Annotated in this window: 17 protein-coding genes and 1 pseudogene; 11 read left to right on the plus strand and 7 right to left on the minus strand. The window is 58.3% G+C overall.

Translation table 11 applies throughout. The features are described 5' to 3' along the window. Positions 1-11: 11 nt before the first annotated feature. Positions 12-269: an immunity protein gene (locus tag ACM6IV_RS16760; RefSeq protein WP_414870838.1), complete on the minus strand. Its 258-nt coding sequence runs from the start codon at positions 267-269 to the stop codon at positions 12-14. After that, on the minus strand, positions 266-2,434 hold the full coding sequence (locus tag ACM6IV_RS16765) for an S-type pyocin domain-containing protein (protein ID WP_414870839.1): 2,169 nt from the start codon (positions 2,432-2,434) through the stop codon (positions 266-268). The genes ACM6IV_RS16760 and ACM6IV_RS16765 overlap by 4 nt, the downstream gene beginning before the upstream one ends. Before the next feature lie 717 nt (positions 2,435-3,151). On the opposite strand from ACM6IV_RS16765, the gene ACM6IV_RS16770 reads away from it, so the two are divergent. The 4 genes from ACM6IV_RS16770 to ACM6IV_RS16785 all read left to right on the plus strand — a co-directional run bounded on the left by ACM6IV_RS16770 (position 3,152) and on the right by ACM6IV_RS16785 (position 12,608). Beyond that, entirely contained in the window at positions 3,152-4,945 is a 1,794-nt protein-coding gene (locus ACM6IV_RS16770) for a DUF1302 domain-containing protein (RefSeq protein WP_414870840.1), read from the plus strand. 23 nt (positions 4,946-4,968) lie between these two features. Continuing rightward, the gene (locus ACM6IV_RS16775; RefSeq protein WP_414870841.1) at positions 4,969-6,336 is read left to right on the plus strand and encodes a DUF1329 domain-containing protein; all 1,368 of its coding nucleotides are present in this window, start codon (positions 4,969-4,971) and stop codon (positions 6,334-6,336) included. A 131-nt stretch (positions 6,337-6,467) separates the two neighbouring features. Next, positions 6,468-9,008: a LuxR C-terminal-related transcriptional regulator gene (locus ACM6IV_RS16780; protein WP_414870842.1), complete on the plus strand. Its 2,541-nt coding sequence runs from the start codon at positions 6,468-6,470 to the stop codon at positions 9,006-9,008. A 162-nt stretch (positions 9,009-9,170) separates the two neighbouring features. Further along, the gene (locus tag ACM6IV_RS16785) at positions 9,171-12,608 is read left to right on the plus strand and encodes a dermonecrotic toxin domain-containing protein (protein ID WP_414870843.1); all 3,438 of its coding nucleotides are present in this window, start codon (positions 9,171-9,173) and stop codon (positions 12,606-12,608) included. Positions 12,609-12,618: 10 nt separating this feature from the next. Here the strand turns inward: ACM6IV_RS16785 and ACM6IV_RS16790 are convergent, their stop codons facing one another. After that, positions 12,619-13,407 carry an IclR family transcriptional regulator gene (locus tag ACM6IV_RS16790; RefSeq protein ID WP_414870844.1) on the minus strand — a complete coding sequence of 263 codons (789 nt, stop codon included), beginning with the start codon at positions 13,405-13,407 and terminating at the stop codon, positions 12,619-12,621. 164 nt (positions 13,408-13,571) lie between these two features. Between ACM6IV_RS16790 and hmgA the strand changes: the two genes are divergently transcribed. The 4 genes from hmgA (at position 13,572) to ACM6IV_RS16810 (ending at position 18,315) form a co-directional block, all read left to right on the plus strand. Beyond that, positions 13,572-14,876, plus strand: coding sequence for a homogentisate 1,2-dioxygenase (gene hmgA / locus ACM6IV_RS16795; protein WP_414870845.1), 1,305 nt, complete (start codon positions 13,572-13,574; stop codon positions 14,874-14,876). A gap of 3 nt (positions 14,877-14,879) precedes the next feature. After that, a complete protein-coding gene (fahA, locus tag ACM6IV_RS16800) occupies positions 14,880-16,184 on the plus strand; it encodes a fumarylacetoacetase (protein WP_414870846.1) in 1,305 nt (434 codons plus the stop codon). Positions 16,185-16,196: 12 nt separating this feature from the next. Continuing rightward, the gene (gene maiA / locus ACM6IV_RS16805; RefSeq protein ID WP_414870847.1) at positions 16,197-16,832 is read left to right on the plus strand and encodes a maleylacetoacetate isomerase; all 636 of its coding nucleotides are present in this window, start codon (positions 16,197-16,199) and stop codon (positions 16,830-16,832) included. 127 nt (positions 16,833-16,959) lie between these two features. Further along, positions 16,960-18,315, plus strand: a complete 1,356-nt coding sequence (locus ACM6IV_RS16810; protein ID WP_414870848.1) for an MFS transporter — start codon at positions 16,960-16,962, stop codon at positions 18,313-18,315. 13 nt (positions 18,316-18,328) lie between these two features. Here ACM6IV_RS16810 and ACM6IV_RS16815 read toward each other — a convergent pair whose 3' ends face one another. Then, positions 18,329-19,132 carry a SirB1 family protein gene (locus ACM6IV_RS16815; protein WP_414870849.1) on the minus strand — a complete coding sequence of 268 codons (804 nt, stop codon included), beginning with the start codon at positions 19,130-19,132 and terminating at the stop codon, positions 18,329-18,331. 185 nt (positions 19,133-19,317) lie between these two features. Here ACM6IV_RS16815 and ACM6IV_RS16820 point away from each other — a divergent pair, with 185 nt between their 5' ends. After that, positions 19,318-20,337 (plus strand): Glu/Leu/Phe/Val dehydrogenase dimerization domain-containing protein, encoded by a 1,020-nt coding sequence (locus ACM6IV_RS16820; protein ID WP_414870850.1) that lies wholly within the window; start codon positions 19,318-19,320, stop codon positions 20,335-20,337. 142 nt (positions 20,338-20,479) lie between these two features. Here ACM6IV_RS16820 and ACM6IV_RS16825 read toward each other — a convergent pair. Further along, positions 20,480-20,734 (minus strand): annotated as a pseudogene (locus tag ACM6IV_RS16825) (YebG family protein); the annotation flags it as partial. 338 nt (positions 20,735-21,072) lie between these two features. Here ACM6IV_RS16825 and ACM6IV_RS16830 point away from each other — a divergent pair. Beyond that, positions 21,073-21,573 (plus strand): phosphate-starvation-inducible protein PsiE, encoded by a 501-nt coding sequence (locus ACM6IV_RS16830; RefSeq protein ID WP_026000737.1) that lies wholly within the window; start codon positions 21,073-21,075, stop codon positions 21,571-21,573. Here ACM6IV_RS16830 and ACM6IV_RS16835 read toward each other — a convergent pair. Both ACM6IV_RS16835 and ACM6IV_RS16840 read right to left on the minus strand, forming a co-directional pair. Continuing rightward, entirely contained in the window at positions 21,570-21,887 is a 318-nt protein-coding gene (locus ACM6IV_RS16835; protein ID WP_414870851.1) for a DUF3509 domain-containing protein, read from the minus strand. The genes ACM6IV_RS16830 and ACM6IV_RS16835 overlap by 4 nt on opposite strands. A 351-nt stretch (positions 21,888-22,238) precedes the next feature. Next, on the minus strand, positions 22,239-23,615 hold the full coding sequence (locus ACM6IV_RS16840; RefSeq protein ID WP_414870852.1) for an L-serine ammonia-lyase: 1,377 nt from the start codon (positions 23,613-23,615) through the stop codon (positions 22,239-22,241). Between the two features lie 135 nt (positions 23,616-23,750). Here ACM6IV_RS16840 and ACM6IV_RS16845 point away from each other — a divergent pair, with 135 nt between their 5' ends. Then, positions 23,751-24,698, plus strand: a complete 948-nt coding sequence (locus tag ACM6IV_RS16845) for a LysR substrate-binding domain-containing protein (protein ID WP_204896161.1) — start codon at positions 23,751-23,753, stop codon at positions 24,696-24,698. The last annotated feature ends 109 nt before the right edge of the window (positions 24,699-24,807 follow it).

Below are 24,807 nucleotides of genomic sequence, written 5' to 3' on the forward strand. Positions count from 1 at the left end.
TGAATTCCTACTTAAGAGTACGTGTTGTCTGTCATAAATCTGGGCGCTCTCCAGTTAGGCCCCTTGACGGCAACGGGCCCGTCGCCATTGGCCAAAACACCCTGTTCGAAGAGTCTCGCATAGGTTTCAAGTAGCTCACCGCTTTCGATAACTTCGTACCTGTAGCGCCCAAACAATCTGTCTAGGGAAGGTATGGCCGAGCCGAGTGCGAACACGGTCAATACATCTTCTACAGATTCATTTTTTACTATTTGCTCGACGATGCTCATGGCTTACCTCCTTTCAACAGGTCATTGAAAAACACTTCATCTTGTTTGTCTGCAGCTGCTATTGCCTCTTTGGTATAGAGCAAGGACTCATCGTCGCGAAGCTTGAAATCTTCTAGTGTGGCTGTATGTGCGTTGTTCCAAAGTGGCGACTCTCTGTCGGGTTTGAAATGGTCACCAAGGCTCAGCGCGCGGAATCTCTCGAGCTCGCGTATCTCATGGGTGTAATAGCGTAAATCGGTATCTGTGACTTTTAAGTCCCCGGTCAAAATTTTCTCAAGGCGTTGAATCATGATCACGTTGGCATCTGATTGATCAAGCCTTGCGATATGTAGTTTCACCGCCTCTATGCCGGCTCGAGAGACATCCGCCGTTCGCCAATTCAGTTCAAGTATTGGGCCACCCGCCTGCTCTGGATTGAAATTGCGACCACTGTATTTACCCTTTGCGGTTGCCCCGGCATAAGGACTGCTGAACACCACATAAAGCGGCGCGATCCCCGAGTCATCGGGAAACACGATAATGAATCGTTCCCAGCCTTCAACAAGGATCGGGTTGAGGTCCAGCCGTCCTTCAATCGGAATAATGCGAGCGCCGGAATAGGCTGGCGAATCAGTCTCGGCAATGGGCGATGCAGTCGAGCTGTTCCCCGGCGAGATAGCCGGTGTCCAGGTCAAGAAATCCGTTGGCGAATCTGGCAGCGTTGCTTCGTAAACATCATTCAGCAGGTCATAGGCCGCATTCAGAACCAGCACACTCGATCGGATATGGAAGTCATCGCTGGTGGCGATGAAAACTTCCGTGCCCGCACCCAGTGGCCTCACACCCAAGCCTACGGGCAGCTCCAGTGTGCCTTGCCGATCTGCTATTTCGCGAAGTGTCTGCGCTGACTCCGGCGACAACTCGGCAAGCGGAACACTCATGGAAAAGCGCTCGCCGTTGCCCAAACGTGATGGCATGAGTAGAGCCGCGAAACCTACCAGTGCCGGACCGCTGATCAACACAGATCCTGCCGCTTTCAGGGTCTGTAATCCTGTCCGCAGCCCCTTGAGAATTGCGGATGAAGCGGTCGGAGAAATACGGGTGGCTTGTGAGGCAAAGGACAATACCGGATTGGTTGAGGCCGTTGCGCCTGAAGCCGGGTAAACATGCTGGACTTCTGGGGCCAGGCGCTCCTGCCGTTGTAACGCCTCGATACGCTGTTCCATTTCTGCTTGCAGACGTGCCTGCTCGGCGGCAAACGCACGTTTCGCGGCTTTGGCTTTGGCTATGGCCCTGGCTTTGGCTATCGCCTTGGCTTTAGCTTTGGCCTTTGCCTTTGCCTTTGCTTCAACCTCCGCGCTCAACAATGCCGCGATTCGTGCTTTTTCCCGTGCTTCATCTTCCGCCTTGATTCGTGCGATTTCGGCTTCCTGACGTTGTTTCTCCGCCAATGCAGCCAGTCGTGTCTGTTCACGTATGCGAATTTGCGCCTGCTGTCGACGTGTTGCTTCTGCAGCTTCTCTGTGCCGTTGTTGTTCGGCTGCGACCCGCGCGTTTTCTGCAGCCAAACGCTGGGCCTCAGCCGCTGCCGCCTGAGCTTGATCCTGAGCCTGCACGGTGGCCAGCCAATTGAGTACGCCGGCCTGTTGCTGGTTGAGAAGCGCCAGTGTCTGGCCAAGCAAACGCGCTTCGTGAGCCGCTCGGAAGGACTCGCTCCACAACGCTCTACTCCTGGCCCCCGCGCCGCTGGTTCGGCGGATAGCGGAGGCCTGATTCAGGTAATCCTGAAAAGTTTTCCCCAGCGGATCGCTGCCAAAAAAGCGGTTTGCGATCGCGGTCTGCCTCTGAAACTCTGCGGTCTTGCGGTGAATCAGCGTATTCCTGACGCCCACTTCGCGGGCCAGTGCAGCAGCGGGCGGAAGAGGATTTGTCGGGCCTTCCAGTCTGATTGCCGCCAGTTCCACTTCGATGGACTGAGGTATTGAGACGGATTTTGCGTTGAACTCTTGTTCAACGGTGGTTTGCGTCTCGAACATCAATTGGCGCGTTTGCGCATTGGCGCCGGCAGGTCCGAAGGTTCCACTGTAGGTGTAACCCACATTGCTTTCTTTGAATGGCTCGTAATTATCGGGGGCGGGTGCCTCGATACGTGTTTCATCCAGTTCTAAGAACGGAGGTCTTTGCATATTCATGTCCTTTTGAATGTGCGTGATAACTCGCTGGCAAGTCAGCGCCGGCCGATAGTGACGTCCGTGTCACCAGCGAGGGGTTAAGGTGTTTCAAGTTACATCAGACTTGCGGTTACAAAATCTGAGAAGCCCGTAAGTAACAGGGCTTTGTTTCGAGAGGGTTTTCGCAGGCTAATAACAAAGCAGGGAGAATTCTTCTGCGCCGCAGGAAAGGTCCTGCGTTGTTCTCGGAAAGTGTTTGCAGGCCGTAGGGAATACTTTTTCAACGCCCATAAAAAAGGCCGCTGCAAACGCAGCGGCCAAGGTAAGACGTTGGATCAAGGAGCTACAAATCAACGTCAGTGAACACCGGGGCGATAAACCGAAATCTTCGATTTATCTGAAATCTGTTGCCAGTCGCTTCAGTGACTCAGCGTAGCTGGCTTCATGCTTTGCGGCGTGTCCCGTGAAAGCGCGTTCAGAATAAGGTCTTGAGCGCGTAGGAAAAATACCGATTCCGGACATGCACTGTTGCGGGGCACGTAACAGTCCTCTGAGCGCACCATGCGCAGCACTGATGATCTTCCATACAGCTGATCCATAAGCGGCGCAAAGCCCCGCCCAGCAAGGCCATTCATCCTTTCGAGTGACAACACGAATACCTCCTTGGTGCGCTTATCGACACGGTTGCGCGGCAGTAGGGTGAGGCCTTCTGTCACTCACCGGGGAAGACGCATGACAAAAACAACAATGCGCGCCATCTTCACACCGCAGGCGCTGGCAGCCGCGGTGGCTTTGGGTTGCTGCGCTCAGGCGCAAGCGGTTGCGTTCAACATTGGCGAAATCGAGGGCACCTTCGACTCGTCGCTGTCGATCGGCGCTAGCTGGGGGATGCGCGATGCCGACAAGTCGCTGGTCGGTACGGTCAATGGTGGGACCGGGCAATCCTCCACCGGTGATGACGGGCGTTTGAATTTCAAGAAGGGCGAAACCTTCTCGAAAATCTTCAAAGGCATTCACGACCTTGAACTCAAGTACGGCGACACCGGTGTCTTCGTGCGCGGCAAGTACTGGTATGACTTCGAGCTGAAAGACGAAGACCGCGAGTTCAAGCCGATCAGCGACAGCGGGCGCAAGGAAGGCGCGAAGTCTTCCGGCGCACAAATCCTCGATGCGTTTGTCTATCACAACTATTCCATCGCGGATCTACCGGGCACTGTGCGCGCGGGTAAACAGGTGGTGAGCTGGGGCGAAAGTACGTTTATCGGCAACTCGATCAACAGCATCAACCCGATCGACGTGTCGGCGTTTCGTCGCCCCGGTGCGGAAATCAAAGAAGGCCTGATTCCGGTCAACATGCTGTTTGGCTCGCAAGGCCTGACCGATCAACTGACCGTTGAAGGTTTCTATCAACTGGAATGGGACCAGACCGTTCTCGACAACTGCGGCACCTTCTTCGGGGTCGATGTGGCGGCGGATGGTTGCAACAACGGCTACACCGTCGGCAACCCGGCGATCGCGCCGTTTGTGCCGCTGACCCAGGCCTTTGGCCAAGGCATTCAGGTCACCCGTGAAGGGGTGGTGATTCCCCGGGGTGGCGATCGCGATGCGCGCGATTCCGGACAGTGGGGGACAGCGTTGCGCTGGCTCGGCGACGACACCGAATATGGCCTGTACTTCATGAACTACCACAGCCGCACCCCGACGGTCGGCACCACCACCGCCGGCCTGTCGACGCTGGCGGCCTTGCCGGGCATGGTCGGAATCGCCAACGGCCTCGCGCCTGGCAGCGGTGCAGGGCTGGCGCAAAGTGTGATGCTCGGGCGCGGTCAGTACTACCTCGAATACCCGGAAGACATTCGTCTGTACGGCGCCAGTTTCTCCACCACGTTACCGACCGGCACTGCATGGACCGGCGAGATCAGCTATCGGCCCAATGCCCCGGTGCAGGTCAATACCAACGACCTGACGCTGGCGCTGCTCAACCCGATTGCCGGCGGTGCGGCATCGCCGCTCGCGACCACGCCGGGCGCGGACAACAAAGGCTATCGCCGCAAGGAGGTCACACAGATCCAGAGCACCCTGACGCACTTCTTCGATCAGGTCTTGGGCGCGGAACGCCTGACCGTGGTGGGCGAAGCCGCGGTGGTCCACGTCGGTGGCCTGGAGTCGCGCAGCGAGCTGCGTTATGGCCGTGACTCGGTGTACGGCCAGTACGGTTTTGGCGGCGATACCGATGGCTTCGTCACCTCGACTTCCTGGGGTTACCGCGCGCGGGCGATTCTCGATTACGCCAACGTGATCGGTGGGGTCAACTTCAAACCCAACCTGTCGTGGTCGCATGACGTCGCCGGTTACGGCCCCAACGGCCTGTTCAACGAAGGCGCGAAAGCGATCAGCGTCGGCGTCGATGCCGACTACCGCAACACCTACACCGCGAGCCTCAGTTACACCGACTTTTTCGGTGGCGACTACAACGTCCTCGAAGACCGTGACTTCGTGGCCCTGAGCTTCGGCGTGAACTTCTGATCTGCCCGAGAAGGATGAATGCAATGCGCAAAATGATTCTGCAATGTGGTGTGCTGGCCCTGAGTCTGCTGGCGGCCAACGTGATGGCGGCGGTGTCGCCGGATGAGGCCAACAAACTCGGGACCAGCCTGACCCCGCTCGGCGCCGAGAAGGCCGGCAATGCTGACGGTTCGATTCCGGCATGGACTGGCGGCATCCCGAAAAACGCCGCTGCGGTGGACAGCAAAGGCTTCCTCGCCGACCCGTTTGCCAATGAAAAACCGCTGTTCACCATCACCGCGGCCAACGTCGACAAGTACAAGGACAAGCTCTCCGATGGCCAGATAGCGATGTTCAAGCGCTATCCGCAAACCTACAAGATCCCGGTCTATCCAACTCACCGCACCGTCGCTGCACCGTCGGAAATCTACGAATCGGCCAAGCGCAGTGCGCTCAACGTGACCACCATCAACGAGGGTAACGGCCTGGCCAATTTCACCGGCAATCGCTACTACGCGTTTCCGGTTCCGAAGAATGGCGTCGAGGTGTTGTGGAACCACATCACCCGTTATCACGGCGGCAACGTCAAACGCATCATCACTCAGGTGACCCCGCAGACCAACGGCAGCTACACGCCGATCCGCTTCGAAGAAGAGATCGCCGTGCCGCAACTGATGAAGGACCTCGACCCGGAAAAAGCCGCCAACGTGTTGACCTTCTTCAAACAGTCGGTGACCGCGCCGGCACGTCTGGCCGGTAACGTGCTGCTGGTCCATGAAACCCTCGATCAGGTGAAGGAACCGCGGCTGGCGTGGATCTACAACGCCGGTCAGCGCCGCGTGCGCCGGGCACCGCAAGTGGCCTATGACGGCCCTGGCACTGCGGCCGACGGCCTGCGCACGTCGGACAACTTTGACATGTTCTCCGGCGCGCCGGATCGCTACGACTGGAAACTGGTCGGCAAGAAGGAAATGTACATCCCGTACAACAGCTACAAACTCGACTCGCCGAGTCTCAAGTACGACGACATCGTCAAAGCCGGGCATATCAATCAGGACCTGACTCGCTATGAACTGCACCGGGTCTGGGAGGTGATCGGCACGGTCAAGCCAAACGAGCGGCACATCTACGCCAAGCGCCACATGTACATCGACGAAGACAGCTGGCAGGTGGCGCTGGCCGATCACTACGATGGTCGCGGGCAACTGTGGCGTGTCGCTGAAGGTCACGCTCAGTACTACTACGATCACCAGGCGCAGGCTTATACCCTCGAAGCACTCTACGACATCATTGCCGGCCGCTACATTGCGCTGGGGATGAAGAACGAAGAGAAGCACAGTTTCGTGTTCGGCTTCGAAGCCAAGGCTGCCGATTACACGCCATCGGCCTTGCGTGCCGAGGGCGTGCGGTAACGGTTTCAGCTGTACGATAGGCGACCGCGCGGTCGCCTTTTTTATGGCCGTCAATCAGCGTGCTGAATACTCGTCAACAAGTGCGCGAGAGAGGGCTAGGGTGGGCGGACAACGATAAGAAGGCTCAGCCGATGAACGCCATGACGCCTTGCCTGGATCACCCCGGATTTTTGCCCAGGATTTCTGCTCACCACCTTTTGCGCCCTCGTTTGAGTCAGCCGATGTTGGCGTCGGCGGCGCGGGTAAAGCTGGTTTGTGCTCCCGCTGGCAGTGGCAAGAGCGCGTTGCTGGCTGAATGCCTGTCGCAGGCGCCGGCCAGTAGTACGGTGCTTTGGTTGGCGTTGGATGGCCGTAAATCGTGTGTTGATGATTTTCGCCGTTGCCTGGCCCTTGCGCTGCAAGTGCAGGAGGCGGGCGAAGCCGAGCTTGTTGCCGTGCTGGCCAGCCTGACGGCAGAGACTTGGCTGTTTCTTGATGACTACTGCCGCCAGCCTGATCCGCTGCTCGACGGATTCCTGGATCGGCTGTTGGCGATTGCCAATCCGGCATTGACCTGGTGGATTGGCACACGTTGTCGTCCAAAGTGTAACTGGCCAAGGCTGCTACTCGACGACGAGCTTTACATTAGTGAAGCGCGGACGCTGGCAATGACCGCCGATGAGGTCACTCGGTTATTGCGGCAGTTACCGGCGGAGCGTGTCGACAGTGTTGTCGAGCGCTTGATGCACGATACGGGCGGGTGGTGCGCTGGTGTGCGCATGGCGTTGCTTCAGACGTGTGACTGGGCGAAGAAAAACGTGCCTAAACCGCGATTCGACACCCTGCATGATTACCTCGACTACGAGCTGTTCAGTGCTCTGCCACCCGAATTGGCCGAGGTCTGGCGCGTGCTGGCCCACATGCCTCGCTTCAACGCGGAAATCTGCGAGCATCTTTTTGGTGCCGGTGAGGGCGCGCAATATTTGAGAACGTTGCAAACACTGGGGTGCTTTATCGAGCCCTGGCATGATTCGTCCGGCTGGTGGCAGGTTTTTCCGGCGCTGGCCCGCTTGATACAAAGCGAACAATGGCCTGAGGGACGCACGTGGCATCGTCTGGCGTGCCAGTGGTTTACGGTCAGAGAGGACTGGACGTCGGCTTTCGAGCACGCCCTGCTTGCCGAAGAATACGAAGTGGCGAGCAGCCTGTTGCAGTACCTGAGTATCGAGCACTTGTTCGAAGATCAAATGGTGGTGTTGCTGCTACGCCTGCACGGGCGGCAGGATGAGGCACTCACGCTCGGCTCGCCGCATGGAGTAATGCTGATTAGCGCAGCGTTATCGTTTGCCGGGCGCTTTGAGCAAGCGACGTTGTGTATGGAGCATTTGTCGCGATTTTTTCCACAACCTTCGGCCTGTCAGCAACGCCGGCTGCTTGCTCATTGGCAGGCGCAACAAGGCTGGCTGCTGCATCTGCAGGGGCGCGGCGTGCCGGCTTGCGAACATTTCAGCCAGGCATTGGCCGAGCTTGATGCCGATGCCTGGCCAGTCGCGCTGCTATGCATGTCCGGGCAGACTCAACAGGCATTGCTGCTCGGGGAGCTGGATCAGGCTCACGCCATCAATCGCAATGCGTTGCGTCTGGCCCGGGCGCGGAATTCGTTATTGTTCGAGGGCTTGCTTGAACTCGATCATGCGCAATTGCTGGAGCAGCGTGGCGCTACAGAACGTGCGGAAGTGCTGTTGGCGGACGTGCATGAGCTGCTCCGTCAGCGGGTCCATCGTCCAGTGCCGCTGCTCGGGCGAATCGCGATTCGACGCGGGCGGCTGGCAATGAGCATGGGCAATGACGTAGTGGCAGCCGGGCTGTTCCAGCGCGGCCTTGACGACTGCCTGCGTAGCCATGACAAACGCGTACTGTTCGGATATCTCGGCCTGGCGCAACTGGCGGCCGGCCGTGGTGATTATGCGCAAGCGTTCCTGCGCCTGCGCGAAGTCGAACGCGTGATGCAGCAGCGACAGATCCCGGATACGGTCTATCTAGGCGTGCTGTTGCAGGTCCGCAGTGAATTCTGGCTGCAGCGGGGACGGGCGGAGCTGGCCAGGGAGGCGCTGAGTCGTTTGCTCAAACACTATGAAGCGCCCGATGGCCTCCAGGCGCCACCGGCCACACTGGAATTGATTCCGCGTATCGAATACCTGTTGATCGTGGCGCAGATCCATATGGGACAAGCGCAACGGCCGATGGAATATCTGCAGCGACTGATCGATCACGCCCATGCACGGCGCATGCACAGGCTGGAAGCCGAATTGCTCCTGGCAAGCGCGGAGGCCGCGCTGTTGTTGAATCACCCATGCGCAGCCCGGCAGCTTTCCAGTCGTGGTCGGCAATTGGCTACTTCCTGTCATTTGACAGGATGGATCAGGCAATTCGAAAAACGTTGTCCGGCGCTGGTGAGCGATCGTGGGAGTGCAACTAATGACAAACATGATCAGGAACATTTTTTGAGCGTAAGAGAAACGCAAGTATTGGCGTTGATTGCATCGGGCTATTCAAATCAACAAATAGCTGAGAAGTTGTTCATCTCATTGCACACGGTTAAAACTCATGTCAGACGAATTCATGTCAAATTAGGGGTAGAACGTCGCACGCACGCCGTGGCTCGCGCAAGAATGTTGGGTCTATGTGTTTGAGCGCTGCTTGATAATTGTTGGTTTTTAATAAGTTGTCGTTTGTTTAAATATCTTGTCATGGGTGTGGAGTATTTTAGTTGCTTCTGATCGCGCTAGCTTAGTCACTCGTTTTTGGGCTCTTTTTTAGTGTCCGAATTATATGGTGTGATTAAGGAAGTGTGTATGAGTTTCGCTGGAAATGTGTCGAACAAAAAGCAGTTTGAGAGTGTAAGCGAAGAGTTTCTGGCTCTTGAGCAAGCGCTGAAAGTCACGCCCTCCTTCAGGTTGATCATGAAGGAGGTTATGCGCGAAGCGCTTTACAACATCGCGCCCAAATTACCCTTGGAGCAAATATTTGTTAATGCCCGTCGAACCGATATTCCGGGCGTGGAGCCGACGGGGCTCTTAAATGAAATCCTGATCGAATGCGTGGTACGTGGTCGCGCTCCTCTGTACGACTCCAGTCAGTACGGACTGTATGGCGTGCACGGCAGCACAAACGAAAAGGACCGGATTGTCGGATTTGATGTGGCCGCGGCAGGATTGCTAATCGGCGAAGTCATTGGGACGCTGGCGCAACGATGCTCATCGGCGCTTCAGCGACACTGGATTGCATCCCCCGGCAATGATGCATTTGGCCGGAAACTACCCCCGCGTAACGTCACTTTGCGCAACGCGTATGCAAAGTTGTTTTGGGAAGAGCTGCGTGTAACGGTACAAGTCAACGGGGTTATTAAAGAAGTTGAGGAAAGTTTGAATGTTTTCCTCAGGGATCAGCCGCAGGCGCCGGTATACGGCATTGCGCTGCAATTGGAGGATAATAGCTTTTCAACACTTGATTGTTGTTTTGTCCAGCGACTCGATGGTCAGTTCAGCGATGAGTTGGTGTCGGTCGAAGATGACTGGGTAATTCTTTATACTCCAAGTGGCGGCTTGGAAGTATTTCGTACCGCGGCGTTACTCCAGCAAGAAATCGAACAGCGTCTGAGTCGCTCGGACAGTTGTGAACAGTTGCTTAAAGGCGCCGCTCTTGAGGACGCTAAACTTATCAGGGGTGTGCCCGTAATTCGTTACCCGAAGGTCAAGGGCGAGCTTTTTCAGGCGAGTATCGATAACGTGTTGAGAAAGCAACAACGTGATTATGCTTTTCATGTTCGTCAATTGAATGAACCGGGTGAAGACTTAGAAGCTATATTGGATTCTATTGACTTCGTACAGATGCTGGAAGGCGTAAGTAACGACGGCAAGGCGCGCATGGCCAAACTGCTCGCTCAATTCACCCGAGACGCTCGACCGCAGTGGCTCAAGGATTCCTCATCCACCAATCAGGAAGTGTTTACCGCTCTGGAAAAACAGTTGTTCAGCAGTGAAATCGCCCTGCACAGCGTGATGGGGGGGCTGTCATCCCTGCACGAATATGCGCGTGGCGTCGTTGGCGAACATATTTCCCGCGGCCAGTCCCAGCCTGTCGATCCGGATGCTATCTGGGTATCGGTCAAACAATCGGTGCCGATTGGGACAAAAAAAATCGACTACATCGAGCGCAAGACGCTGACCCAACTGTTCACCTATGGGCTACACGACGATGCAGCCCGTTACAGCCTAAAGGTCGAAGGAACTCATGACAACTCGAGGCTTAGCGTAGCCAATATCGAATATGCCGTACGTCAATTTGATTTGCGCTTGGATTACGCCCGTAAACGCGGCGAGCGTCTGAATGATCCCCAGGTCAGGGAAACCATGCGCGAGTTGATGAGCCAACAGATCGCACTCAGCAATTTCGCGGCCATTTTACAAAAGCACATCAGCCCAAGCGCACAAAACATCATGCAGCGTTACCTGTTTGGCGATTCAACGATGGAGGCGGGAGGTCTTGCGTTCCGTTCCAGCTATCGGCCGATGAGGGACATGATTGTATTTCGCGCAAAAGGCGCGCTAGCGGACAATGCTTTGCACGTGTTGTACGCGCCGGGTGCACCGGCCGGGCAGCATTGGTACGAGTTTCCTGACCTGAGAGCACTTAAGCGCCAGTTCTCTAAATGGGGTTTTGAGCCGCTCGATCGCGACTTTCTGATCAATCAGTGCCATAGCTCTAATCGCAGAAATCTGGTGGAGTCGTATCTTTCCTTTACCGAATTGGCCCCGATTTACGAGCAGTGGTGGTGGGGCGGTGTGACTTTTGTACCGTGGACCCAGGCCCCGCTGATCAATGCAGTGGATAACCTGATTGATTGGGAAATCAGTGAAGAACAGACAGTAACGCCTGACTGGTATCGCAATGCTACCAATGAAGATCGCGCGCGCTTTACCCGGTTGAATACGGAGTTCAAAGCCATTGCCCAAGTTGCTAAGAGACCGCTGTACATTCAAACGCTCAACGAATTTTCTCGCGAGCGGGTAATGCACGCGTTGAACGGATACTTGTCTCTCTATGGACCGAATCCATACATTGATCCGGACCGAGTGCGCGTCAAGCTGCGCGGGCATGACTATATGACGCTGACCAATCTGTTTATCCAGTGGCAGGTCTGGACAACCAGTGACCCGGTCCATTTTTACTCGCTGGACAATGCACCTCTGGGCCGTCTGGATGCCTCCGTTGTCTCGGCGCTGATTGATCTGCGACCTGGGGTGAAATACGAGCAGTATTTGCGCGAGCGGTTCGTTAATGCCAGCGATAAGGAGCTAAAGGCGAAGCTATATTGCAAGACCGTACAAAACGAGATGTTCAGACTCGCGTTAACACAAAAAATGCAAGGTACGCTGTCGCCCGAAGATTACGATTGGCTCAACGGACAGATCGCTGAGCTGGATCATGATCGTGTCAGCACTGCGGATCCGGTCTACAGAGGAACCGTACCGAAGACAGGAATTTACACCTTGGCGCTGGAAGGCTTGCGTGTGGAAGGCGCCTACACTTTTGGTCGCTATGTGGCGGGTAGATACGAGTTTGTGGTCTACATTCCGAAAGCCCCGGACGGTTTGTCATTCCGTCCGATAGGAAGCCTTACCGAAGGTCTGAGGCGGTATGCATTGGGCAACCACTTGGTGCGTCTGGTCAGAATTGAGGACCGTGCCATCATGCAGAGATTCGTCGAGCGTTGCCGGGCAGCGTCGGGTCCCGCGCTGGCCACCCCGGAATTGCGCGACAGTTTTCCAGTCGTACATTTTCGCCAAGAGTACGACAGCATGGTGCAGCGCTTGCTTTATGACCTTGACCATCAAACAACCACTCAGGGAGAGCTTTTCTGGCGCCATGTGCTGATCGGAGTGGAGTTGGTGGTAGATGTCATTTCGCTGTTTGTGCCGCCGGTTGGTTTGGCGGCCAGCGTCGTACGCATCACCCGATCGATTGTGCAGGGCGTGATTGCCTACAACCGAGGCGACGAGCAAGCAGGTAAAGCTCATCTCGCCTCGGCGTGGAGAAGTGCAACCCTTCTTTATGTCGGGTTCGTCGCAGGGATGGGGGCGTCGTCTTCAGCAGTAGGGCTGTTGACACGTATCAAGGATCTTTCGGACATTCTTTCAACCGCGACCGGGGTACCGGTCGGCATCGATTATGTGTCTGCAGTGGCAGCACCGCAGCTGTTCCTGGAAGGCGTAGCCCGCATCGTCGATTGAATCTGACGGTTCAGGCATTTTCAGGCTGATGCCCCATCCGCCAACTCACGGCCCGCGTCGCAGCCAATAACCGCTGCGCCGCCGGGCCGTTTTCGTCGGCGTGGAACAATGAGGTCGGGCCAACGATGGTCAACACGGCGGCCACCTGTCCTACTGCGTTGAACACCGGTGCCGACAAGGCATCCACGCCCGGCATCAACAATCCGTGAACATGATGCAGGCCGCGTTCGCGAATCTGCTCACACAAGGTTTTGTAGGCTTTTTCATCTTTCAGCGGATGAGCGAGGTCAGCCGTTTCCAGCTCGCGCAACTCGTCGGTTTCCCGATGCGGCAGGTACGCGCTGAACACCAGCCCCGTCGAAGAGCTGAGCAGTGGCAAGACTGACCCCAGTTGCGTCACCACCGTCACCGCGCGCACCGCCGGTTCGATGTGCACCACGGTTGCGCCCTGATTGCCCCACACCGCCAGAAAGCAGGTTTCGTTGAGTTCGTCGCGCAGTTCGGCCAACGGCAGGGCGGCGACTTTCAGCACGTCCATACTGTTGAGTGCGGCCAGGCCCACACGCAGCGCTTCACGGCCGAGGCCGTAATGGTTGGTGGCGGCGTTCTGTTCGGCGAATCCCGAGGCGATCAACGCCTGCAGATAACGATGGACCTTGCTTGCTGGCATCTGCACATGTTCGGCCAGCCGCGACAACGAAGTGGACGGTGACAACTCGGCCAGGGCCTTGAGGATGTCGGTGCCGACTTCGGCGGAGCGGACTTTCTGTTTGCCGTTGCTGTCGCTGGTTTTTTCCATGGTGCGGCCGGGTTCCGAAACGAATGGGCGTCTTTATAGCTTGACGCTGGATAGCGAGCAAATTACGTTATGCGTAATCGAATTACGATAATAACAACCCCGGCGTGCCGAAACCTCTGAGACAGAGCGATGGGCCACTGCCGACTCCCTGTTCAGGAGGCTCCATGAACCTCGATTCAACCGCTCAGGCGCTGGCGTATCAGTCCGGTTTCGGCAACGAATTCAGCTCTGAAGCGTTGCCCGGCGCGCTGCCCGTCGGCCAGAACTCCCCGCAAAAAGCCCCGTACGGTCTCTACACAGAATTGTTTTCCGGCACCGCGTTCACCATGACTCGCAGTGAAGCGCGGCGCACGTGGATGTACCGGATTCAGCCGTCGGCCAATCACCCGGCTTTCGTCAAACTGGAGCGGCAACTGGCCGGTGGCCCGTTGGGTGAAGTGACGCCCAATCGCCTGCGCTGGAATCCGCTGGAGATCCCGGCCGAACCGACCGATTTCATCGACGGTCTGGTGAGCATGGCCGCCAACGCCGGCGCCGAAAAACCGTCCGGCATCAGCATCTACAACTATGCCGCCAACCGCTCGATGGAGCGCGTGTTCTTCAACGCTGACGGCGAGCTGCTGCTGGTGCCGCAGCTCGGTCGTCTGCGCATCGCTACCGAATTGGGCGTGCTTGAGGTCGCACCGCTGGAAATCGCCGTGCTGCCGCGTGGTTTGAAATTCCGTGTCGAATTGCTCGACGCGCAAGCCCGTGGCTACGTTGCCGAGAACCATGGCGCGCCGCTGCGCCTGCCGGATCTGGGGCCGATCGGCAGCAACGGTCTGGCCAATCCGCGCGACTTCCTGACCCCCGTCGCCGCTTATGAAAACCTGCAGCAACCGACCACCCTGGTGCAGAAATTCCTCGGCCAGTTGTGGGCCACCGAACTCAATCACTCGCCGCTGAACGTGGTCGCCTGGCACGGTAACAATGTGCCGTACAAATACGATCTACGTCGTTTCAACACGATCGGCACGGTCAGTTTCGATCATCCGGATCCATCGATCTTCACCGTGCTGACCTCGCCGACCAGCGTGCACGGTCTGGCCAATCTCGACTTCGTGATCTTCCCGCCGCGCTGGATGGTCGCCGAGAACACCTTCCGTCCGCCGTGGTTCCACCGCAACCTGATGAACGAATTCATGGGTCTGATCCAGGGCGAATACGACGCCAAGGCCGAAGGCTTTGTGCCCGGCGGAGCCTCGCTGCACAGTTGCATGAGCGCCCACGGCCCGGATGGCGAGACCTGTACCAAAGCGATCAACGCTGAGCTCAAGCCAGCGAAAATCGATAACACCATGGCCTTCATGTTCGAGACCAGCCAGGTGCTGCGCCCGAGCCGTTTCGCCCTCGACTGCCCGCAATTGCAATCCACTTACGACGCTTGCTGGGCCACGCTGCCCGCCACGTTCGACCCGACCCGGAGATAACCCATGACGCAGAATTCCATGACCCGCAGTTGGGTTGCTTCGGCCAACGGCCACGCTGATTTTCCGCTGCAGAACCTGCCGCTCGGTGTGTTCAGCGCCAACGGTTCACCGCCGCGTGCGGGCGTAGCGATTGGTGATCAGATCTTCGATCTGCAAGTCGCGCTGGAGGCCGGGTTGTTCGACGGCGTCGCGCGTAGCGCCGTCGAAGCCATGCATGGCGGCCAGTTGAACGCCTTCTTCGAGCTCGGTCGCGAGGCGCGTGTGGCGTTGCGCGCTCGCCTGCTGGAACTGTTCAGCGAAGGCAGCACGCATCGCGGCAGCATCGAGGCGCAAGGCTCTAAACTGCTGCCACTGGCCGCCGATTGCCAGTTGCATCTGCCCGCCCGGATCAGCGATTACACCGATTTCTACGTCGGCATTGAACACGCGCAGAACGTCGGCAAACTGTTCCGCCCGGATAGCCCGCTGCTGCCGAACTACAAACACGTGCCAATCGGCTATCACGGTCGTGCCTCTACCGTGCGTGCCTCCGGCGCCGACGTGCGGCGTCCGAAAGGCCAGACCTTGCCGGCCGGTCAGACCGAGCCGGTGTTCGGCCCATGCGCGCGACTGGACTATGAACTGGAGCTGGGCATCTGGATCGGCCAGGGCAACGAGATGGGCGACTCGATCGCCATCGGTGACGCCGCTGACCACATCGCCGGTTTCTGCTTGCTCAATGACTGGTCGGCCCGCGATATCCAGGCCTGGGAATACCAGCCACTGGGGCCGTTCCTGTCCAAGAGTTTCATCACCAGTGTCTCGCCGTGGGTGGTAACGACTGAAGCCCTGGAGCCGTTCCGCATCGCGCAAGCGAAACGTCCTGAAGGTGATCCGCAGCCCTTGCCTTACCTGTTCGACAAACGCGATCAGGATGGCGGTGCCTTCGACATCGAGCTGGAAGTGCTGCTGCTCACCGAAGCCATGCGCGAGCAGAACCTGCCGGCCCATCGCCTGACCCTGAGCAACACGCGCTACATGTACTGGACCGTCGCGCAAATGGTTGCGCACCACAGCGTCAACGGTTGCCAGTTGCAGGCCGGTGACCTGTTCGGTTCGGGCACCTTGTCCGGCCCGCAGAGCGGGCAGTTCGGCAGCCTGCTGGAAATCACCGAGGGCGGCAAAAAGCCGATCGAACTGGCGTCTGGCGAGGTGCGTAAATTCCTTGAAGATGGCGACGAAATCATCCTGCGTGCGCGTTGTGCCCGCGACGGTTTTGCCTCGATCGGCTTCGGCGAATGCCGCGGCAAAGTGCTGGCGGCGCGCTGACAGGAGCGGCTTATGGATCTCTATACCTATTACCGTTCGACCTCGTCGTACCGGGTGCGCATCGCGCTGGCGCTCAAAGGGCTGGAGTATCAGGCGCTGCCGGTCAATCTGATCGCCCCGCCCGGCGGCGAGCACCGGCAGGCAGCGTATCTGGCGATCAATCCACAGGGGCGGGTGCCAGCCTTGCGCACTGACGAGGGCGGTTTACTGATTCAATCGCCGGCCATCATCGAGTACCTGGAAGAGCGTTATCCACAGGTGCCGTTGCTGCCGGAGGATCTGCTCGCCCGTGCGCAGGTGCGCGGTGTGGCGGCGGTGATCGGTTGCGACGTGCATCCGCTGCACAACGTTAGCGTGCTCAACCGCCTGCGCCAATTGGGGCACGATGAGCCTCAGGTGGTCGAGTGGATCAGTCACTGGATCATTCAAGGGCTGGCGACAGTGGAGCAGTTGATTGGCGACGAGGGTTTCTGTTTCGGCGAGTGGCCGTGTGTGGCCGATGTGTATCTGATTCCGCAGTTGTATGCGGCGCAGCGGTTCAACGTCAGTCTTGAGGCGTATCCGAAAATTCGCCGTGTGGCGGCGCTGGCGGTTGAGCATCCGGCGTTCATCAAGGCGCATCCCGACAATCAACCCGACACCCCGTAACCCAGTAGGCCTTCGCCTGCTCGCGACGAGGGTGTGTCAGTCACTCATGTTCTGACTGACCCACCGCTATCGCGAGCAGGCGAAGGCCTACAAAGGATAATCATAAAAACAAAACAGGTACCTTGCGATGCACAACCAGATTGCCAGCTTCCGGGCGGCACTCGACGCCCGTCCTGTGTCCCGCTATCAGTGGTTGCTCTTGATCCTGCTTGCCTTGCTATTGGTCACCGATGGCTATGACGCCCAGGTACTCGGCTACGTGGTGCCCGCGCTGGCGCAGGACTGGGGTCTGGAAAAATCTGCGTTCGGACCTGTTTTCAGTGCCAACCTGCTCGGACTCACCCTCGGATCCCTGGCCGTCACGCCGCTGGCCGACCGCTTTGGCGTACGACGCATTCTGCTCGCCTGCGTGGTGATCTATGCCACGCTGACGGTGCTGATGGTCTTCGCCGACTCTCTCAATACGCTGATGATCGCGCGTTTCATCTGTGGCATCGGCATGGGCGGGGCAATGCCCAGTGCCATGGCACTGATGTCGGAATATTCGCCTCCGCGCTTGCGCACCTTGATGGTGACGCTGGCGGCCTGTGGCTTCTCGTTCGGTGGCGCAGCGGGTGGTTTCGTCGCCGCCGGTTTTATTGACCGGTTCGGCTGGCAGGCGGTATTCCTCGCCGGTGGCGTCACGCCGTTGCTGCTGTTTCCGTTTCTCTGCTGGATGCTGCCGGAATCGCTGCCACGTTTGCTGCGTGATGCACCGCCGTATGCGCGGCTGCGCAAAGTCACCGCGCGCATGCTGCCGGACTGGCAACCGCCGGTGGCCAGCGTCGAGCAGAACGAACGTGAGCAGGGCAGCAAACTGACCGTGGTCGAGTTGTTCCGCAATGGTTACGCGCGGCCGACCTTGTTGATCTGGGCGACGTTTTTCGTCAGCCTGATTCTGTTGTATTTCATGATCAGCTGGCTGCCGACGCTGTTGCTGGAAAGTGGCCTGAAACTCAACGAGGCCAATCTGGTGACGTCGATGTTTCTGTTCGCCGGCACCTTGGGCGCGATCTGTATGGCCTGGTTTGCTGACCGCTTGAAGCGCAAGGTTCGTTTGTTGTCAGCGGTGTTGGCCGGCGCGGCGCTGTGCACGATTCTGCTCGGGCTCAATCACGACAATCCGCGTTATCTGGTGGCGTGTGTCTTCGCCGCCGGGTTCTGCATCATCGGCGGGCAACTGACGCTGAATGCGTTTGCCAGTAATTTCTACCCGGCACAGGTACGCGCGACCGGCACTGGTTGGGCATTGGGCGTGGGACGTTTCGGTTCGATTCTCGGGCCGTTGTTTGGCAGCCTGCTGTTGGCGATGCACATTCCGGTGGCGCAGATTTTCTTCTTCTGTGCGATCCCCGCGGTGATGGCCGCGCTGCTGATCATTCAGGTGCGTTCGCCCTCCGAAGGAAATTCGGCAGCTGGAATGGGAATATCTGTCAGATCCTGAAGATCTTTGATTTTTAATGGACGACGGAATTGGGCGGCAGATGCCCGAGGCGTTCGGTCAGACGCAGGCGCTGAATCGGGTCGTCACTGAGCAACAACGCGCGCTCCAGATCAAAGCGTTCGGCGTTCGGGCAGTCGAGCCGCTGATAAAGACTGGCTCGAGCCAGGTAATCGGCGGCGCCAGCGTCGCCCAGTTCGAGCACGCGTTCGGCGTCGATCAGCGCAGCGATGAAATCATCGTGGGTCAGGTGCAACTGGCGCAAGTTGCGCGACAGGCGCTGGAGCATCTGTTGGGGGCTGGCGGTCAGCAGATGCTCGGCGGTCAGTTTCATGTTCGGCCCGTACTGGCGCTGCAACAATTCGCGGCAATCATTGGGGTACAAGCGCCGGCCGCCGCACGGATCAAGCAAGTGATCGGCGCCGGGCACCCGCAACAGGAAGTGTCCGGGGAAGTTGACCCCGACCAGAGGAATCTCCAGGCCATGCGCCAACTCCAGAGCAATCAGCGCCAGTGCCAGTGGCTGGCCGCGACGGGTCTGCAGTACTTTGTGCAGCAGTGCGGCCTGGGGGCGCAGGGGCAGAAAGTCGTCCTGGGCAAAACCCAGATCGGTCATGCGGCGTAACAGGGGCTGCGCCAGTTCACTGACCGGCAGCATTGGCAAGCCGTAACTGACTCGCTGCTGCAAGTCCTTGAACTCTTGCAGCAGCGCTTCGGGGTCGACCGATTTCTCGTGCTCGGCCGCCATCCACAGCGCGGCTTCGAACAGCGCGGGCGGTGAACGGTGCAGGCATTCGAAAAAACGTTGACGCGCACTCATTGAAATCTCCGGAGAATGCCTCGTTTTAGCCCCGTCCGCGAGATTCGTCCAGTGCCCTGCTGCGCCAGGTTCGCGTTATTCCGCAAAGCTGTTGTCGGCGCGAGGGCTTATTCCGGTGCGCTTCAGCAATTTTCAGGCGCAGGCCTATACTGGCGTTCTACAAGAAGTGATTCGGGAGCCCAACGATGTTTGCGCTCATGCAAAGCACTCGCCTGGAATCGCTGCACCTTAGCGTCGACCCGGTCTCCGGGTTGAAGGCGGTCATTGCCATCCATAACAGTCGCCTCGGGCCAGCCTTGGGCGGATGTCGTTATCTTGCCTATCCCAATGACGAATCTGCCGTCGAAGATGCCATTCGCCTCGCACAGGGCATGAGCTACAAGGCTGCGTTGGCGGGGCTGTCGCAGGGCGGTGGCGTGGCCGTGATCGTGCGCCCGGCTCATGTGGAAAACCGAGGTTCGCTGTTCGAAGCCTTCGGCCGTTGCATCGAACAGCTCGACGGTCGCTACATCACCGCCATCGACAGCGGCACCTCGGTCGCGGACATGGACTGCATCGCCCAACAGACCCGACATGTCACCAGTACCACGTCAGCCGGCGACCCGGCACCGCATGCGGCGATGGGGGTGTTTGCCGGCATTCGGGCAACGGCCATGGCTCGGCTGGGCAGCGACAACCTCGAGGGCTTGCGCATCGCCATTCAGGGCCTGGGCAATGTCGGTTTTGCCTTGGCCGAGCAACTGCACGCAGTCGGGGCGGAACTGCTGGTCAGCGATATCGACCACGGCAAGGTGCAACTGGCGATGGAGCAGCTCAATGCCCACCCGATCGCCAACGATGCGTTGCTCAGCACACCCTGCGACATCCTCGCGCCGTGCGGTCTGGGCGGGGTGCTTAACAGTCACACCGTTACGCAACTGCGTTGCTCGGCGGTGGCAGGTTCGGCGAACAATCAACTGACGCATCTGGATGTCGCCGATCAACTGGAGCGACGCGGGATTCTGTATGCGCCGGACTACGTGATCAATGCCGGTGGCCTGATCTATGTGTCGCTGAAACACCGTGGCGAGGAATTGCCGACGATTACCGCGCACCTGTCGAAGATCAGTTCGCGGCTGACCGAGGTGTTCGCCCATGCGCAGGCAGAGAAGCGTTCGCCGGCGCGGGTGGCGGATGAGTTGGCGGAAAGGGTTTTGTATCGCTGAAACGCAAAAGATCGTCCGAAGGCTCGGGCCGCGATCGGACGATCTTTTGATATTGCGCCGATTACTTCGGCGCTTTTGCCGCTTTCGCAGGCTTGGCCGGCGCTTCAGCAGGTTCTGCCATTTCAGCTTGTTCAGCAGGTTCTGCCGGTGCATTGAGCAGCTCGGACAGTGCATCCGGCTGGCTCTTGAACGCCCGGGCAAACACATCGCGATTCTTCGCCATGTAGATCCCGGCCTCTTCCACTTGCTGCTCAGTCAGAGACGGAACGGCTTTTTGCAGTACATCGGCCAGATATTCGGCCAGTTCGAGCATTTTGTCATGACGGTCAGCTTCGGCTTTATCCATGAACAAGCGCTCCAGATCTCGGCTGCTGCGGTATACCACTTCGACGGCCATTCACCACCTCACATGCCTTCACATTAAGTTGTCTTGACGACTACTGTATCCATATACAGCGAAAAGGATAAGCGAATCCCTGCGCCATGGGTAGTGGCTTTTCAATGTAGACCGGATTTCGGGTTTGTCAGATCGACCTTATCGTCTGCATTCGCGAGCAAGCTCGCTCCGACAGGGATTGCGCAAAACCCGGGCTCTGCGACCAAACGCCACGGCGCGGGTTTGGCGGCGGCTCGCCATGATGGCGTGGCCTCTTTTCTGCATGAAAACCGTTACGTGCAGAAAACCGTCATGTCCAACACGCATCATCCGCTCGCATCGGGCTAAGGAACATCATCGTGAAAATCAACTGGGCCGAGAAATTGCGGCAAAACGTGCATCAACTGGCCGAGTCCCTGGGCAACCTGTTTGTCGAAACCTTCCACTATCTGGCGCTGTTCGCCATCGGTGCGGTGACGGCATGGGCGGCGGTGATGGAGTTTCTCGGGATGCTCGAGGAAGGCCACATCAAGATCGATGACATTCTGCTGCTGTTCATCTATCTGGAATTGGGCGCGATGGTCGGGATCTACTTCAAGACCAACCACATGCCGGTGCGCTTCCTGATCTACGTGGCAATCACCGCGCTGACCCGTTTGCTGATCTCCAACGTCTCGCACCACAACCCGCCGGACATGGGCATCATCTACCTGTGCGGCGGTATTCTGCTGCTGGCGTTCTCGATTCTGGTGGTGCGTTACGCCTCGTCACAATTTCCCTCGGTGAAGATCGAGAAACCGCAACGCAAACTCGGCGCCGGTTCCAGCGAGCATCCAGAAGTCGAGAAGGGCGAGCTTTAAAGCCCGGCCGCTTGTCCGGGCTGGCTGCTGACGCGCGGCGGTGGCGGGGTCAGCCCGCTGCCGCTGGTCATCGCCTCGAGGATCGCCATGGCGCTGTGCCCCTGTTCGATGGCAATGCCGAACTGGATGCTTTGCACCAGGCGCTTGAGGCGCGCGGGGTCGTTGCGCTGCTCGGCGCTGATCATGCGTTTGGCCACGATCCGGCCGCTGTTGGACAGGGTCAGCATGATGCTGCCGTCCAGGCCCTGAATGCTCAGGTTGATCTGATAGTCCGGCGCGAAGGCATCGGTAATGATCTGAAAAGGATTGTCCATGATGCGTCACCGCCTGATTGAACGTGCAGTTGTTGACCGGCCGTGATCGGGTTGGTTCGCTTAACCGGATCATCGGCCATTCCGTGGCCTGTATTTGTTGCTTGATGTAGGAGTTGGCGAGTGAAACGAGGCTGCGATCTTTTGATCTTCGGTGTGTTGATTTCGATCACGAAGATCGAAAGATCGCAGCCTGCGACAGCTCCCACAGGGGAGTAGCAAGGGCTGTGCCGGGAAAATTGTCGAACAATGAACACGGGGATAAAAAAGGCGAGCCACGCGGCTCGCCTTTTTTAATGGCCCGTTTTCAGGGCAGAACCGGGTAGATGATCGCTGACAGTGCAATCAGACCGATCAGCACTCCACCCAACTCACAGCCAGACCACCCCGTGAAGTCTCCTTGTATTTATCGTGCATGTCGGCGCCGGTATCGCGCATGGTGCGGATCACCCGGTCGAGGGAAATGAAGTGCTTGCCGTCGCCGCGCAGGGCCATTTGCGTGGCGTTAATCGCCTTCACGGCGGCGATGGCGTTGCGTTCGATGCACGGCACCTGCACCAGACCGCCGACCGGGTCACAGGTCAGGCCGAGGTTGTGTTCCAGGCCGATTTCGGCAGCGTTTTCCAGTTGCTCCGGGGTGGCGCCGAGCACATCGGCCAGTCCTGCTGCAGCCATCGCGCAGGCCGAGCCGACTTCACCCTGGCAGCCTACTTCGGCGCCGGAGATCGAGGCATTTTTCTTACACAGAATGCCGACGGCGGCCGCGCCCAGGAAGAAAGCGACGACATCATCGTCAGACGCATCCGGGTTGAATTTCATGTAGTAATGCAGAACGGCCGGGATGATTCCGGCTGCACCGTTGGTCGGCGCGGTAACCATACGCCCGCCGGCGGCGTTCTCCTCGTTGACGGCGAGGGCGAACAGGTTGACCCATTCCATTGCCGACAGCGTTGAGCTGATCACGTTCGGCTTGCCGATTTCCAGCAGGCTGCGATGCAGTTTCGCGGCACGACGCGGCACATTCAGACCGCCAGGCAGAATGCCCTCGTGGCGCAGGCCTTGTTCGACGCATTCACGCATCACTGACCAGATATGCAGCAAGCCGTTGCGGATTTCCGCGTCGGTGCGCCAGGCGCGTTCGTTGGCCATCATCAGTTCGGAGACGCGCAGGTTGTGCTGCTTGCACAGCGCCAGCAGTTCGGCGGCGCTGGAGAAATCGTAAGGCAACACCACGTCACCGGCCGGGGCCACACCGGACTCGGCTTCTGCTGCTTCGATGATGAAACCGCCACCGACCGAGTAGTACGTCTGCTCGAACAACTCGGCGGTTTCGCCAAAGGCTGTCAGGGACATGGCGTTGGGGTGGTAGGGCAGGCTCTCATCCAGCAGCAGGAGATCACGCTGCCAGTCGAAGGCAATTTCTCTCTGACCGGCAAGAGACAGTTGGCCTGTCTCGCGCAGTTGCTGGATGCGGGGATCGATGGTCGACGGATCAATGCTGTCCGGCCATTCGCCCATCAGGCCCATCACTGTGGCACGGTCGGTGGCATGACCGACGCCGGTGGCCGACAGCGAGCCGTATAAACGGATTTCTACACGGCGCACATCATTCAACAAATGCTGATCGATCAGCGCCTGAGCGAAGGTCGCGGCAGCACGCATCGGGCCGACGGTGTGGGAGCTGGACGGGCCGATGCCGACTTTGAATAGATCAAAAACACTGATAGCCATGCTAAACCCTTACAAGCGATGGAGTAGGAATCGCTGCCATTTTTTGTAGGACAAGCGCAATGTCGGCGATACTGCCTACCTCAGTCCTACGTGACTAACGAAACTTCCTAAGTAAGCCTTTAGCGGGACTAAACGATGAGTCGTCAATTGCATGCGCAGACCTATGTCTGGCTGCAGGTGTTTTCCTGTGCCGCGCGGCACCTGTCGTTCACCCGTTGTGCCGAAGAACTGCACATCACCCCCGGTGCGGTCAGTCAGCAGATCCGGCAACTGGAAGAGCGCCTGGGTTTCCGTTTGTTTCATCGGCGTGCGCGCGGTGTTGAGCTGAGTGCGGAGGGGCAGCGGCTGGCGATCACCGTCAACGAGGCATACGGCAGTATCGATGCCGAATTGCGTCGACTGGACGCTGGGATGATCAGCGGGACTTTGCGCGTGCGCTCGATTCCGTCGTTCCTCAGCAAGTGGCTGACGCCGCGCTTGCCACGCCTGCAGCAACGCTACCCGGACATTCAGCTTCGGCTGGTCGCCGAGGACAGCAGCGTGCCGTTGCACGAGGGTGACTTTGATCTGGCGATCGATTTGAACGACGGCAGTTATCCGGGACTGTTATCCACAGCCTTGCTCGACGAGCAGATTTTCCCGGTATGCGCGCCGAGCCTGTTGCGTGGGCGACCACCGCTGCATGGACCGGCGGACCTGGTGCATTTTCCGTTGCTGCACGACATCACCGCCTGGCGTGGCAGTTATGAATACGCGGAGTGGGAGTTCTATTTGAACGCGATCGGCTTTGAAGGCGCCGATGTACGGCGCGGGCATACCTTCAACCGCAATCATCTGACCATCGAAGCGGCGATTGCCGGTATGGGCGTAGCGATTGCCCGGCGCACTTTGCTGAACGATGAACTGGAGCGAGGGACGTTGATTGTGCCGTTTGGTCTGTCGGTGCCCAATCACAAACGCTACGTGTTGCTGTATGCACCGGGGGCTCTAAGCCATCCGGGCGTGCGTGCGGTGCATGATTGGCTGGTCGAGGAGGCGGGGATCTTTCGCAGCCTGCACCCGTTGAACGACGGGCAGTTGTGAGCAAATTTTGCCGGGCTGCGAGGCGACCCGACTCCCGACCTTACCAGTGCTTTGCCCGGTTGTCCGGCTTTTTTTGCGAATGAATATTTATCTTTTTTCAGGGGTTGAA

The organism is Pseudomonas sp. IT-347P (assembly GCF_949768005.1).
GTDB lineage: Bacteria > Pseudomonadota > Gammaproteobacteria > Pseudomonadales > Pseudomonadaceae > Aquipseudomonas.

What these genes read in the sequence shown, in the direction of transcription:
- ACM6IV_RS16840 (WP_414870852.1), bottom strand. Translation starts at nt 23,615, where the DNA reads ATGGCTATCAGTGTTTTTGATCTATTCAAAGTCGGCATCGGCCCGTCC.
- ACM6IV_RS16810 (WP_414870848.1), top strand. Translation starts at nt 16,960, where the DNA reads ATGCACAACCAGATTGCCAGCTTCCGGGCGGCACTCGACGCCCGTCCT.
- fahA (WP_414870846.1), top strand. Translation starts at nt 14,880, where the DNA reads ATGACGCAGAATTCCATGACCCGCAGTTGGGTTGCTTCGGCCAACGGC.
- ACM6IV_RS16820 (WP_414870850.1), top strand. Translation starts at nt 19,318, where the DNA reads ATGTTTGCGCTCATGCAAAGCACTCGCCTGGAATCGCTGCACCTTAGC.
- hmgA (WP_414870845.1), top strand. Translation starts at nt 13,572, where the DNA reads ATGAACCTCGATTCAACCGCTCAGGCGCTGGCGTATCAGTCCGGTTTC.
- ACM6IV_RS16765 (WP_414870839.1), bottom strand. Translation starts at nt 2,434, where the DNA reads ATGCAAAGACCTCCGTTCTTAGAACTGGATGAAACACGTATCGAGGCA.
- ACM6IV_RS16780 (WP_414870842.1), top strand. Translation starts at nt 6,468, where the DNA reads ATGAACGCCATGACGCCTTGCCTGGATCACCCCGGATTTTTGCCCAGG.
- maiA (WP_414870847.1), top strand. Translation starts at nt 16,197, where the DNA reads ATGGATCTCTATACCTATTACCGTTCGACCTCGTCGTACCGGGTGCGC.
- ACM6IV_RS16775 (WP_414870841.1), top strand. Translation starts at nt 4,969, where the DNA reads ATGCGCAAAATGATTCTGCAATGTGGTGTGCTGGCCCTGAGTCTGCTG.
- ACM6IV_RS16835 (WP_414870851.1), bottom strand. Translation starts at nt 21,887, where the DNA reads ATGGACAATCCTTTTCAGATCATTACCGATGCCTTCGCGCCGGACTAT.
- ACM6IV_RS16790 (WP_414870844.1), bottom strand. Translation starts at nt 13,407, where the DNA reads ATGGAAAAAACCAGCGACAGCAACGGCAAACAGAAAGTCCGCTCCGCC.
- ACM6IV_RS16760 (WP_414870838.1), bottom strand. Translation starts at nt 269, where the DNA reads ATGAGCATCGTCGAGCAAATAGTAAAAAATGAATCTGTAGAAGATGTA.
- ACM6IV_RS16815 (WP_414870849.1), bottom strand. Translation starts at nt 19,132, where the DNA reads ATGAGTGCGCGTCAACGTTTTTTCGAATGCCTGCACCGTTCACCGCCC.
- ACM6IV_RS16785 (WP_414870843.1), top strand. Translation starts at nt 9,171, where the DNA reads ATGAGTTTCGCTGGAAATGTGTCGAACAAAAAGCAGTTTGAGAGTGTA.
- ACM6IV_RS16845 (WP_204896161.1), top strand. Translation starts at nt 23,751, where the DNA reads ATGAGTCGTCAATTGCATGCGCAGACCTATGTCTGGCTGCAGGTGTTT.
- ACM6IV_RS16770 (WP_414870840.1), top strand. Translation starts at nt 3,152, where the DNA reads ATGACAAAAACAACAATGCGCGCCATCTTCACACCGCAGGCGCTGGCA.